This window comes from Kitasatospora sp. NPDC096140, assembly GCF_040303045.1.
In the GTDB taxonomy this organism is placed as follows: Bacteria; Actinomycetota; Actinomycetes; order Streptomycetales; family Streptomycetaceae; genus Kitasatospora.
Genome location: NZ_JBEOUW010000021.1, coordinates 50,747 through 63,198 on the forward strand (window position 1 = coordinate 50,747; position 12,452 = coordinate 63,198).

Sequence of the window (12,452 nt, forward strand, 5' to 3'; positions counted from 1 at the left end):
GCCCATTCCCTCGTTCTCCTCGCTCACAGCTCGTTCCGGATCGTCCACAGCTCCGGGAAGACGTCCTGCTCGGCGGACTTGCGCAGCCAGGTCAGCCCGCTGGAGCCGCCCGAGCCGGGCTTGCCGCCCATGGTCCGCTTGACCGCGGACAGGTGTCGCTGGCGCCAGCGGGTGACCCGCTCCGCGACGTCCAGCAGGGCCTCGCCGAGCGGCTGCAGCGCGGCGAACTCCGGCTCGGTGTACACCCGGCGCCAGGCCTGCGCGGCCTCCTCGGACGGGCGGTAGCGCTGCTCGGAGTGCGCCGGGCTCAGCTCCAGGCCGCGCCGTGCCAGCAGCGCCAGCGCCTCGTCGTACAGGCCCGGGGAACGCAGCGCCTCGACCAGCCCGTCCTGGGTGTCCGGCATGCCGTCGTACATCGTCAGCAGGGCGGCGTTCTTGTTGCCGAGCAGGAACTCCAGGTGCAGGAAGGCCGCGGACTGGAAGCCGGAGGCCTCGCCGAACAGCGAGCGGAAGGAGTTGAACTCCTGCGGCGTCATGGTGCCCAGCAGGTCCCAGGACTCCACCAGCACGTCCTGGGCGTGGGTGCCCCGGCGCAGCGCGGCGAGCGCGGTGGGCAGGTCGTCCTCGCGCAGCGCCTGCCGGGCGATCGTCCACTCGTGCCGGATCAGGTCGAAGAGCAGCTCCATGACCTGGGTGGTGACGATGAACGACAGCTCGGCGGGCTCCTTGCTGCGCGGGTGCTGCAGGCTGTGCAGCTCGTCCAGCCGGGCGTACTGGGCGTACGGGGTGCTCCGACCCGGCGTCCTGCCCCGACCGAACGACAGGTTGGGTGTCTCCACCGTGTCGTGCCCCATCCCGATGCCTCCTGATCCGTCCGGGCCCCTCGCCCGCTCCGGTGAACCAGACGGACTGCCTGGTTCCACCGGGTGCCCATTGTGCGGCGGGGGTGGCCCCCGCTTGAATGGTCGACGGACACCGCAACTGCCTTCGGAGCTGTCGTTCACGAGGCGTTCGGCGGATTCGCTTTACGAATGAAAACCACTTGATCCCGATCACCCGGGGAGCCCGCCATGGACGCCGTCGACCGCCGCCTGCTGGCCGAGCTGCAGGCCGACGCCCGGCTCTCGTACAACGAACTCTCCCGCCGGGTGAGCCTGTCCGCACCCGCGGTGGCCGAACGGGTCCGCCGCCTGGAGGCCGACGGGGTGATCAGCGGCTACCACGCCCACGTGGACCCGACCCGGGCCGGGCTGCCGATCACCGCGCTGGTGCAGATCCAGTGCTACGGCCCGCGCTGCGTGCTGCGCGACCCGGAGGTGGCGACCTGGCCCGAGGTGCTTCAGCTGCACCGGGTCACCGGCGGGGCCTGCTGTGTGCTGCTGGTCGCGGTGCCGACGATGGCCGAGTTCGAGGCGCTGTGCGACCGGCTCGGCGGCTACGGCCAGCCGGCCAGCTCGATGATCCTCTCCAGCCCGGTGCCGTGGCGGCCGCTGGCGCCGCGCTGACCAGGGGCGCGCGGCCCTCGGCGAACGGTCGTGCCTGGCCCTGACGTCGACGTCAAGGAGTAGGTTCCACCGCATGTCGAACGAGCGCCACATCCTGCTGCTGCCGGGGAGTCTGCGGGCCGGCTCCACCAACGAGACCGTGCTGCGGACGGCTGCCGCCGTGGCCGCCGCCGCCCCGGGTCTGCGGACCACCTACTACACCGGGCTGGCCGAGCTGCCGCACTTCAACCCGGACCACGACACCGACCCGCTGCCCGGCCCGGTGGCCGCGCTGCGGGCCGCGATCGAGGCGGCCGACGCGCTGCTGATCTGCACGCCCGAGTACGCCGGGACGCTGCCGGGCTCGTTCAAGAACCTGCTGGACTGGACGGTCGGCGGCGTGGAGATCTCGGACAAGCCGGCCGCCTGGATCAACGCCGCCGGGCCCGGCCGCGGCGGGGGCGCCGAGGCGACCCTGCGCACCGTCCTCGGCTACACCGGCGCGGCCGTGGTGGACGAGGCCTGCGTCCGGATCCCGCTGGAGCGCGGGGCGGTCGGCCCGGACGGGCTGGTCGCGGACCCGCAGGTGCGCGAGCGGATCGGCGAGGTGCTGGCGAGGCTGGCGGCGGCCTGAACGGCGGCCTGAACGGCGGCCTGAACGGCGGCCTGAACGGCGGCCTGAACGGCGGCCCGGCCGACCGCCCTGACCGCCCCGACCTGCGGCCGGGGCGGTCAGGGCGGTCGGGGCCGGGTTCAGTGCGCCTCGGGCACGGGCACCCCGAGCCCGGCCAGGCCCGCCAGGACCAGCTCCACGCCGACCGCCGCCAGCAGCAGCCCGAGCAGCCGGGACAGCACCTCCAGCGAGGTCCGGTGGGTGCGCCGCATCAGCGGCGCCAGCAGGGCCACGCAGACGTAGTTGATCACCGTGACGGCCACGTACGCCGCGGCGACGGTGGCCTTCCAGGCCCAGTCGTCCCGGTTGAGCGAGGCGACCAGCACGGCGGAGACCGCGAGCGGGCTGGCGATGTACGGCAGCAGCAGTTCGCGGATGCCGTCCACCAGCGGGTTCGACAGGTGCTCGTCCTCCTCGCTGCTACCGCCGAGGTGGACGCCGAAGACCAGCGCCACCGCGTAGACGAAGAAGATCAGCCCGCCCGCCAGCTGCAGCGACTGGTCGCTGATGTGGAAGAGGGTGCTGACCTCGTCCGCCGTGAACCCGAGCACCAGGCCGATCACCGCCGAGATGACCGTGCTCCACGCCGCCAGCCGCCGCAGCTCCCGGGTGCTGCGGGTGGTGGCCAGCCGGGCGAAGGCCAGCAGGGTCTTCGGGGGGCCGACCACGGCGAAGAAGGTGATGAACGCGCTGCTCAGGTTGAAGACGAACATGCGCCCAGCATGACCGCGGCACCGCGGGCGGCCGGTCCGCCACGCCCCGCGGCCGGGCGTGGCGTGCGTCTCGCCGGTCCGCGCCGCATCCCCGTCGACGGTTCATTCCCGATCTGGGGTGAATTCGCCCGGATGGCGGCTCCGGCTCGAACGCACGGGCGGTCTCGGTTGCTATGGAGGGAGGACCGCCACGCCGGCGGCCCCACCGGCACGACCGTCGGCACGACCACCGGCGGGGACCACCGGCAGCGGCCACCGGCGGGGACACTCCGCCGCGGAATCGAGGATGCGACATGTGCCTGAACCGTAAGGACCTGGGCCTGCTGGCCCTGCGCAGCGCGGTCGGCGGGGTGCTGATCGCGCACGGCACCCAGAAACTGTTCGGCTGGTTCGGGGGCGGCGGCCTGGAGGGCACCACCCAGGCGATGGACCACATGGGCTTCCACCCGGCGCGGCAGAGCGCGATCGCGGCCGGGCTCGGCGAGGCGGGCGGCGGCGCGCTGCTGGTCGCCGGGCTGGCCACGCCGGCGGCCGGCGCGGTGGTGGCCGGGACGATGGCGACCGCCGTGGCGGTGCACGCCCCGGCCGGCTTCTTCGCCATGGGCGGCGGCTACGAGTACCCGGCCTTCCTCGGCGCGACCGGGCTGGCGATCGGCCTGGCCGGCGCCGGGCGGTACTCGCTGGACCACGCGACCGGCCACGTCTTCGACCGGCCCTGGCTGGGCGTGCTGTCCTTCGTGGCGAGCGCGGCCGGCGCGTACGGCGTGGTGGCGCGGCGCCGGCACGTGGTGCGGCTGCGCGAGGAGCGGGCCGCGGTGGAGGCGGACGAACAGGAGGGCTCCGGGCTGTCCTGACGGGCCGGGGCGGGCCGGCAGTCGGGCCGCGTGGTCACCCGGAGGCAGCAGCCCTGCTGGCGGCTGCCCCCGGGTCCTCGGAGGGTGGGCGGGGAGGCGGGCCGGACAGCCCGGCGCCGACCGGAACCGGCCGACCGGAATCGAGGGACCGCATGGACCGCCAGTCGCACACCCGGGTCACCGCGCCGGGCGCGGGAGCCGCTGCCCGGGGCGCGAGGGTCACCGCCCCGGGTGCGAGGGTCACCGCCCAGGACCTGGACGCGTCACCGCTGCGCCGTCGACGACCCGCCGTGGCAGGGGTGTTGACGGCGGCGCTGGTCGGCGCGGCCGCGCTGGCGGGCTGCTCCTCCGGGCAGAGCGCGAGCAGTGTGGCCTCCCAGGCGGTGTCCGCGGCGGAGAAGGGCGCGAGCGCCGCCGCCTCCGCCGCCTCGGCGCTGGCCTCGGCGGCCGGCGGGGCGGGTTCGGCGCTGGCCTCGGTGGCGAGCGGGGCGGGTTCGGCCCTGGCGTCGGCGGAGGCGCGGGCCTCGGAGGCGGTGTCGGCGGCCTCCTCGGCGGTGTCCGGGGTCAAGGGCGGGCTGGACGCCAAGGGTGACGTGACGGTCGGGGCGGTGACCACCGGAACGGACAACAGGACCCAGGTGCAGCTGACCGTCACCAACCACGGTCAGCAGTCGTACAAGTACGTGATCCAGGTGAACTTCACCGACGAGTCCGGCAAGGTGGTCGACGCCACCGCGGTGACCGTCCCGGAGCTGGCCGCCGGGCAGAGCGGCCAGGCGGCCGCGCGCAGCAACCGGGAGCTCTCCGGCACGGTCAAGGCCGACGTGGCCAATGCGATCCGGTACTGACGCCCGGTACTGAAGCCAGGTGGTGAAGCCGGGTACTGACGCCCGGTCGGAGCGGGGACGGAACCTTAAGCGGAACTCAAGGCCCAACAGGACCCCTTGACGGGCGAGTTGGTCTAGTCCATTTTTATGCCCAGGTGCAGGGAGCCCCTGAACCGGCGTCGACGGCCTCGTGCCGCCGGCGCCGGTTCGGCACATCCCGGTGTCCCGTCATGGCCCGAACCGCACGATTCCCCACCCTTTCCTGTCATGTCCCGGTCGTTCGGCCCCACCCCGGACGCGCGCCCCCGGGGCGGCGGGAAACCTCCCCCACAACCAGGAGTCACGTACGCATGCTGCGCTCACGCATCGAAAGGGCCGGGACCCCGGCTCCGCAGGGCGGCCGCCGACGCCGTCCGAAGAGCCTGGCCGCCGTCGCGGCCGGCACCGCCGCCTCCGTCCTGCTCGGCGCGGGCCTCGCGCTGTCCGGCGGCGGCGCGGCCAACGCCGCGACCACCAACTCCACCGGCGCGCCCGCCACCAGCGGCGGCATCAAGGTCGCCTACTTCGACCAGTGGTCGATCTACGCGAACGGCTACTACCCCAAGACGATCCAGGACACCGGCGTGGCCGGGAAGCTGGACTACCTGATCTACGACTTCGCCAACATCCACCCGACCGACCTGGGGTGTTTCGAGGCCACCAAGGCCGCCGACACGAACGACAACAACCCCAATGCGGGCGACGGCGCGGGTGACGCGTTCGCCGACTACCAGAAGAGCTTCGGCGCGGACATCTCGGTCGACGGCGTCGGCGACGTCTGGAACCAGCCCGTCGCGGGCAACTTCAACCAGCTGAAGAAGCTGAAGGCGAAGAACCCCAACCTCAAGGTCCTGATCTCGCTGGGCGGTTGGACCTACTCCAAGTACTTCTCGGCGGCGGCCGCCACGGACGCCTCGCGCAAGCACCTGGTGTCGTCGTGCCTCGACATGTTCATCAAGGGCAACCTGCCGTCCGACGCCGGTTACGGCGGCCCGGGCTCGGCGGCCGGCATCTTCGACGGCGTCGACATCGACTGGGAGTACCCGGGCGGCGGCGGCCACACCGGCAACATCTCCAGCCCGGCCGACAAGCAGAACTTCACGGCGCTGCTGAAGGAGTTCCGCACCCAGCTGGACGCGCAGGGCAAGACCGACGGCAAGACCTACGCCCTGTCGGCCGCGGTCGGCGCCGGCCAGGACAAGATCATGAACGTCGAGACCGACAAGATCGGTCAGTACCTGACCTTCCTCGACGTCATGACCTACGACATGCACGGTGGTTGGGACGCGCAGGGCCCGACGAACCACCAGGCCCCGCTCTACTCCGGCCCGAACGACCCGTCGACCCCGGCCAAGCCGGGCAACGGCAAGTACTCGATCGACAACGCCGTCAAGGCGTGGACGGTCGGCGACGCGCAGTACGGCATCCCCGGCGGGTTCCCCGCCAACAAGATCAACATGGGTGTGCCGTTCTACTACCGCGGCTGGACCGGCGTGAAGGACAACGGCAAGCACGGCCTCTTCCAGCCCGCCGCCAGCCCGGCGGCCGGCGCGGCGATGTCCGGCAACGTCCCCGGCATCCAGATGTACAAGGAGCTCGCGGGCTTCGTCGACAACCCGTCCAGGACCTTCTGGGACGACGACGCCAAGGCCACGTACTTCTACGACGGCAACACCTTCTGGAGCGGTGAGGACACCAAGTCGATCCAGGCCAAGCTCGACTACGCGCACTGCAACGGCCTCGGCGGCTCCTTCGCCTTCTCGCTCTACGACCTCGGCACCCGGACCGGGCTGTTCGACACGATGGTGAACGCCACCAACGGCTCCGCCGCGGCCTGCCCGGCCCCGCCGACCGGCACGCCGACCCCGACCCAGACGCCGACCCAGACCCCGACCGGCACCCCGACGGGCACCCCCACCGGTACGCCGACCGGCACCCCGACCTCGCCGGCCACCTGCTCGGCCGCCCCGAGCTGGGACCCGAACACCACCTACGCGGCCGGCGGCACCAAGGTCTCGTGGAAGGGCCACTACTACACCAACAAGTGGTGGACCAAGGGCGAGGACCCGAGCCTGAGCGGCCAGTGGGGCGTCTGGACCGACAACGGTCCCTGCTGACGACCCGAACCACCGGACGACCGGGGCCCCGACGGGCCTCCGCGGCACCCGAACGAGTCCGGCCCGCCGGGGGAGCACCCCCGGCGGGCCGGACCCTTCCGTTCCCGGGCGCCGCGCCCCGCTCACCGGGCGCGGCGGCCCCGGGCCGGCGCCGGCTCAGTCCAGGTCGGCGGTGCGGCCGAGGGCGTCGGGCTGGGACTCCTCGATCCGCCGCAGCATCCGGGCCAGCAGGCCGGAGAGCGCGGTGCGCTCGGGGCCCACGACGTCCTGGAGCAGCTCCTCCTCGAACACCGCCGCCATCCGCATCGACTCCAGCCACTTGTCGCGGCCGGTCTCGGTCAGCTCGATGATCACCCGCACCCGGTTGGACTCGTCCCGCTCCCGGGTGACCAGGCCGTCGGCCACCATCCGGTCGATCCGGTGCGTCATCGCCGCCGGGGTGAGTCCGAGCCGCTTGGCCAGCTCGCCCGGACCCAGCCGGTACGGGCTGCCGGCGACCACCAGGGCCTTGAGCACCTCCCACTCGGCGGACGTGATTCCGAGCACGGTCAGCTGCCGGTCGTACGCCACGCCCATCCGCCGGGAGACCCGGTTGAGGGTCTGCACGATGGTCTCCACCTGGGGGTCAACGGTGGGGAACTCCCGCTGGTAGAGCGCCACTTGCTCGGCGATTCCGAGCTCCAGGGGGGTGGCCGGTGCGGGCTTTCCGGCAGCCGGCGCCGGCTTGTCCGTAGTCATGCGGACCAGTGTCGCACGAGCGTGCACCCCTTAAGCCTTTGACTCCGCAGCCTTCTGGTGCTAAGACTTTATCTTGTCAAACTTTAGCTCTGAAATCTTCTGGACTTAAGAGTATCCAGTCGAAGCCAGGAAGGGATGTGCACGGTGGTCGGCACGGTGAAGCAGCGGAGGCAGCGTCGCGGGGCGGGTGGCCCGCTGCGCCGCGTCCAGATCGGCAACGCGCTCAGTGCGTTCGGCAGCGGGTTCACGATGCCGTACATGTTCGTGTACGTGGACCAGGTGCGCGGCCTGGGCTCGCTGGCGGCCGGGATGGTGTTCACCGTCTTCGCGCTGGCGGCCCTCGCCGTGCTGCCGTTCACCGGGCGCGGCATCGACAGGTACGGCCCCCGTCCGGTGCTGCTGGCCGGTACGGCGCTCGCCGCCACCGGCGCGTTCGCCTTCGGCCACGCCACCGGCACCCCGGCCCTGCTGGTCTCCTCCTTCCTGTTCGGCGCGGGTGTCACCACCTGCCAGCCGGCGCTGGCCACGATGATCGTCCGCTGCTCGACGGCGGCGACCCGCTCGCACGCCTTCGCGCTGCAGTTCACCCTGGTCAACCTGGGCATGGGCATCGGCGCGCTGGTCGGCGGGCAGATCGTCGACGTCACCGACCCGGCCAGCCTCACCCGGCTGTTCACGATCGAGGCGGCGACCTTCCTCGGCCTGGCCCTGGTCACCGGTACGGCCCGGATGCCGCGGTTCCAGCTGAGCGCCGTCCACGAGAAGGGCGACGGCCCGACCGGCCTGCGCGCGCTGGTCGCCGACAAGGCGATGCTGCGGCTCTGCCTGCTCGCCGGGCTGATCTTCTTCACCTGCTACGGCCAGTTCGAGTCCGGTGTGGCGGCCTTCGCCACCGACACCGTCGGCACCGCGCCCTCCACCCTGGGCTTCGCGATCGGCGCCAACGCGCTGACCATCGTGGTGCTGCAGATGTTCATGGTGCGGATCACCGCGCGCCGCCGCCGCACCACCGCGATGGCCGCGGCCGGCCTGGTCTGGCTCGGCGCCTGGGCGATGGCCCTGGTGGCCGGCCTGATCCGGACCGAGACCATGGCCGCCACGGTCGCCATCGTCTCGATCTACGCCCTCTTCGGCGTCGGCGAGTCGCTGCTCGCGCCCACCATGGGCCCGATGGTGGCGGACCTCGCCCCGGCCCGGCTGCTCGGCACCTACAACGCCGGCTACTCCCTGGTGAAGCAGATCGCGATCGCGGTCGGCCCGGCCGTCGGCGTGCTGCTGGTCGGCTCCGGCACCTGGCCGCTCTACCTGGCGGCGATGGCGGGCTCGACGCTGCTGATCGTCGCCCTGGCGCTGCGGCTGCGCCCGTACCTCACGCCGGAGCAGGACAACGCCGCCCCGGCCGTGGTCCACGCCGTCCCGGTCCGGGAGCTGCAGACCGCCGCGTGACGAAAGCGCACGTGCGAGCGTGTGAAACGGGCGCCGACCAGGTCACCTGGTCGGCGCCCGTCGCGCTTGGCTTCGCGACCACCGCCACATAGTGTCAGTGGCTGTTGACCGCCCGGACCAGGCCGCAGCGCCGGGCCCGGGCAGAGCAGACAGGCGAATCGGCGAGGCTATGACGCAAGCGGCGCTCACGCACCCCCCGGCGGCCCCGGCCCCGGCCGACCCCGCACCGGCCCCGCGCGGGGGCGTGGTCCGCTGGGCGGCCGACCGCTCCGGGTGGCTCGGGCCGATCGGCGTCGCGATCTTCGCCGGGCTGCTGCGGTTCTGGAACCTCGGCTACCCCAACGCCTTCGTCTTCGACGAGACGTACTACCCCAAGGACGCCTGGTCGCTGCTCCGCCAGGGCTACGAGGCCAACTGGCCCGACCACGCCAACGCCGACATCCTGGCCGTCCCGCAGTCCATCCCGCTCGGCTCCGCGCCCGAGTTCATCGCGCACCCGCCGCTCGGCAAATGGGTGATGGCGATCGGCGAGCAGCTGTTCGGACTGCACCCCTTCGGCTGGCGGTTCATGACGGCGCTGCTCGGCACCCTCACCGTGCTGATGCTGGCCCGGATCGGCCGCCGGCTCTTCGGCTCCACCCTGATCGGCTGCACCGCCGCGCTGCTGATGTCGGTGGACGGCCTGGCGCTGGTGATGAGCCGGGTGGGCCTGCTCGACGGCATCCAGATGTTCTTCGTGCTCGGCTCCTTCGGCGCCCTGCTGATCGACCGCGACCACGCCCGCGCCCGGCTCGCCGAGGCCGCCGACGGCGACACCGTCCGGCTCGGGTGGCGCCCCTGGCGGATCGCCGCCGGGGTGCTGATCGGCGCGGCCTGCGCGGTCAAGTGGAACGGTGCCCCGATCCTCGCCGCCTTCGGCATCCTGACCGTCCTGTGGGACCAGGCCGGCCGCCGCGGGGCGGGCGCCCGCCGCCCCTGGCGCTCCATGCTGCGCCGGGACGCCGGGCCCGCCCTCCTCGCCATGGTGGGCTCCGCCCTGGTGGTGTACGTCGGCGCCTGGGGCGGCTGGCTGCTCAGCGGCGGCAGCGGCGAGGGCGGCTACGACCGGCACTGGGCCGACGGCCGCGCCGGGCTCTCCCCGGACAGCTTCCTCGGCGTCCCGCTGCCGCAGGTGCCGATGAGCTGGGTGCCCGCACCGCTGCGCAGCCTGTGGCACTACCACTCGCAGATGTACGACTTCAACACCGGCCTGAGCACCCCGCACACCTACCAGTCCAACCCCTTCGCCTGGCTGGTCGACGGCCGCCCGGTCTCCATGTACTGGGAGCAGATCCCGAACGGGACCCGCGGCTGCACCTCCTCCGGCGGCTGCGCGGCGCAGATCCTGGGCCTGGGCACGCCGTTCCTCTGGTGGGCGGCCTGCTTCGCGCTGGTCTACCTGCTGTGGCGCTGGTTCTTCCGGCGGGACTGGCGCTCCGGCGCGGTGCTGTGCGCGGTGGCCGGGATCTACCTGCCCTGGTTCCGCTACCAGGAGCGGACGATCTTCTCCTTCTACATGGTTGTGCTGGTGCCGTTCCTGTGCCTGGCCGTCGCCCAGATGCTCGGGGCGATCCTCGGCCCGCCCGGATCCGGCCCCCGGCGCCGCCGGATCGGCGCGATCGGGGCGGGGGCCGTCGTACTGGCGATCGTCGGCTGCTTCGCCTTCTTCTACCCGCTGTACACGGCGGAGGTGATCCCGATGTCGTCCTGGCAGGACCGGATGTGGTTCACCAGCTGGATCTGATGGACCTTGCGGCGTCCGGCGGCCAGCTGCTGCCGGTCACGCCGGTGCTCGGGGTGGTCACCGCCGTGCTGCTGCTGGTCGCCGTCGCGGTGGCCGGGCGGGGGCAGCTCGGCCACGGGCACGCGGTGCTGCGGGCCGGGCTGCGCGCGGTGGTGCAGTTGGCGGCCGTCGCCGCGGTGATCACCTGGGTGGTCGGCTCGCTGTGGTGGTCGGCGCTGTTCGTGGTGCTGATGTTCGGCGTCGCGGTGCGCACCGCCGGGCGGCGGATGACCCCGGGGCCGGGCTGGGTCTGGGCGGCCGCACCGATCGGGGCCGGGGTGCTGCCGGTGCTCGCCCTGCTGCTGGGCGTCGGGCTGCTGCCGCCGAAGGGCCTGTCCGTCATCCCGGTCGCGGGCATCCTGATCGGCGGCGGGCTCACCGCGACCTCGCTGGCCGGGCGGCGCGCCCTGGACGAGCTGCGGCTGCGGCGCGGGGAGGTGGAGGCGGCGCTGGCGCTCGGCTTCGAGGAGCGCGACGCACGGCTGGAGATCTGCCGCACAGCCGCGGCGACCTCGCTCGTCCCGGCCCTGGACCAGACCCGTACGGTCGGCCTGGTCACCCTGCCCGGCGCCTTCGTCGGGATGCTGCTCGGCGGGGCCTCGCCCGTCCAGGCGGGAGCGGTGCAGCTGTTCGTGCTGGTCGGGTTGCTGGCGGTGGAGTCGGTGGCGATCGTGGTGGTGCTGGAACTGGTCGGCCGGGGCCTGGTGACGGCGGGGGAACCGGGCGAAGGCCGATGACGGCCGGGGGCCGCCGGGCGGGAGCCCGCGGTCGGCAGCCGACGGAGCCGGGGCACCGGAAGGCGTCGGGTACCCTTGGGGGCGTTGAAGGGGAGTAGCCCTCCACCGGACCGTCGACATACTGGCCCCCAGGGGCCCGGCGCCCGGGGCACCGCTCGTAGAGCGTTGCCGGCGAGACCTTCGGCCGCAGTGCTGTGACCATGACCAGTGCTGTCGGGCCGAAGCGTCCCCTGACGGAGCTGCGACGGCCGGGCAGCCCGACCGAGGAACCTCCCTTGATGAGTGAGCGAAGCGAACGAGCCGTCGACGGGCGCGTCCGTGCGAACGTCCCCGCCGAGCGAAACGAGGCGGGCGCATGAGCCTGACCGTTGCCGTGTTGACGTTCGGCGTCATCTTCCTGGCCGAACTGCCGGACAAGACCGCGCTGGCCAGCCTGGTGCTCGGCACCAAGTACCGGGCGAGCTACGTCTTCGCCGGCATCGCCGCCGCCTTCGCCCTGCAGGTGGGCATCGCGCTGGTCGCCGGGCACCTGCTGTCGCTGCTGCCGCACCGCTGGGTGGAGCTCGTCACGGGCGTGCTCTTCCTGGCGGGCGCGGCGATGCTGCTGTTCCACGGCGGCGGGGACGAGGACGAGCACGCGGCCAAGGAGCCGTCCTCGAACAGCTTCTGGAAGGTGGCCGGGGCCAGTTTCGTGGTCGTCGCGATCGCCGAGTTCGGTGACCTGACCCAGATCATGACCGCCAACCTGGCCGCCAAGTACGCCGATCCGCTGGCCGTCGGCCTCGGCTCCTGGCTGGCGCTCTGCGCCGTCGGCGGGATCGCCATCGTGGGCGGACAGAAGCTGCTCAAGTACGTGCCGATGAAGCTGATCATCCGGGTGGCGGCGGGGATCATGCTGGTGCTGGCGGCCGTCAGCATCGTCGGGGCGATCACCGGCTGACGTCCCGGGAGCGGCGAACGGGCGGCGCCCGCCGATCGGCGGGCGCCGCCCGTTCGCCGCTC

Annotated in this window: 12 protein-coding genes; 9 read left to right on the forward strand and 3 right to left on the reverse strand. The window is 72.9% G+C overall.

Annotated elements, in window-relative coordinates; translation table 11 throughout:
- Nucleotides 1–23: 23 nt before the first annotated feature.
- On the reverse strand, nt 24–854 hold the full coding sequence (locus ABT048_RS22445; protein WP_350523223.1) for a tryptophan 2,3-dioxygenase: 831 nt from the start codon (nt 852–854) through the stop codon (nt 24–26).
- A gap of 216 nt (nt 855–1,070) precedes the next feature.
- On the opposite strand from ABT048_RS22445, the gene ABT048_RS22450 reads away from it, so the two are divergent.
- Together ABT048_RS22450 and ABT048_RS22455 are read left to right on the forward strand one after the other, a co-directional pair.
- Nucleotides 1,071–1,505, forward strand: a complete 435-nt coding sequence (locus tag ABT048_RS22450) for an Lrp/AsnC family transcriptional regulator (RefSeq protein WP_350523224.1) — start codon at nt 1,071–1,073, stop codon at nt 1,503–1,505.
- 73 nt (nt 1,506–1,578) lie between these two features.
- Nucleotides 1,579–2,118: an NADPH-dependent FMN reductase gene (locus ABT048_RS22455; RefSeq protein ID WP_350523225.1), complete on the forward strand. Its 540-nt coding sequence runs from the start codon at nt 1,579–1,581 to the stop codon at nt 2,116–2,118.
- 119 nt (nt 2,119–2,237) lie between these two features.
- On the opposite strand, the gene ABT048_RS22460 is transcribed toward ABT048_RS22455, so the two are convergent.
- On the reverse strand, nt 2,238–2,870 hold the full coding sequence (locus tag ABT048_RS22460; RefSeq protein WP_350523226.1) for a MarC family protein: 633 nt from the start codon (nt 2,868–2,870) through the stop codon (nt 2,238–2,240).
- A gap of 293 nt (nt 2,871–3,163) precedes the next feature.
- Between ABT048_RS22460 and ABT048_RS22465 the strand changes: the two genes are divergently transcribed.
- From ABT048_RS22465 to ABT048_RS22475, 3 genes are all read left to right on the forward strand, one after another.
- Nucleotides 3,164–3,724: a DoxX family protein gene (locus tag ABT048_RS22465; RefSeq protein ID WP_350523227.1), complete on the forward strand. Its 561-nt coding sequence runs from the start codon at nt 3,164–3,166 to the stop codon at nt 3,722–3,724.
- 152 nt (nt 3,725–3,876) lie between these two features.
- Nucleotides 3,877–4,572, forward strand: coding sequence for an FxLYD domain-containing protein (locus tag ABT048_RS22470; protein WP_350523228.1), 696 nt, complete (start codon nt 3,877–3,879; stop codon nt 4,570–4,572).
- A 329-nt stretch (nt 4,573–4,901) separates the two neighbouring features.
- On the forward strand, nt 4,902–6,707 hold the full coding sequence (locus tag ABT048_RS22475; protein WP_350523229.1) for a glycosyl hydrolase family 18 protein: 1,806 nt from the start codon (nt 4,902–4,904) through the stop codon (nt 6,705–6,707).
- A 156-nt stretch (nt 6,708–6,863) separates the two neighbouring features.
- Here the strand turns inward: ABT048_RS22475 and ABT048_RS22480 are convergent, their stop codons facing one another.
- On the reverse strand, nt 6,864–7,445 hold the full coding sequence (locus ABT048_RS22480) for a MarR family winged helix-turn-helix transcriptional regulator (RefSeq protein WP_350523230.1): 582 nt from the start codon (nt 7,443–7,445) through the stop codon (nt 6,864–6,866).
- 144 nt (nt 7,446–7,589) lie between these two features.
- Here ABT048_RS22480 and ABT048_RS22485 point away from each other — a divergent pair, with 144 nt between their 5' ends.
- The 4 genes from ABT048_RS22485 to ABT048_RS22500 all read left to right on the forward strand — a co-directional run bounded on the left by ABT048_RS22485 (nt 7,590) and on the right by ABT048_RS22500 (nt 12,390).
- Nucleotides 7,590–8,891, forward strand: a complete 1,302-nt coding sequence (locus tag ABT048_RS22485) for an MFS transporter (protein ID WP_350523231.1) — start codon at nt 7,590–7,592, stop codon at nt 8,889–8,891.
- Between the two features lie 169 nt (nt 8,892–9,060).
- A complete protein-coding gene (locus ABT048_RS22490) occupies nt 9,061–10,674 on the forward strand; it encodes a dolichyl-phosphate-mannose--protein mannosyltransferase (RefSeq protein WP_350523232.1) in 1,614 nt (537 codons plus the stop codon).
- Nucleotides 10,674–11,450 (forward strand): ABC transporter permease, encoded by a 777-nt coding sequence (locus tag ABT048_RS22495; protein ID WP_350523308.1) that lies wholly within the window; start codon nt 10,674–10,676, stop codon nt 11,448–11,450. Before ABT048_RS22490 ends, ABT048_RS22495 begins: the two co-directional genes overlap by 1 nt.
- Before the next feature lie 355 nt (nt 11,451–11,805).
- Nucleotides 11,806–12,390 carry a TMEM165/GDT1 family protein gene (locus ABT048_RS22500; RefSeq protein ID WP_350523233.1) on the forward strand — a complete coding sequence of 195 codons (585 nt, stop codon included), beginning with the start codon at nt 11,806–11,808 and terminating at the stop codon, nt 12,388–12,390.
- Nucleotides 12,391–12,452: the final 62 nt, after the last annotated feature.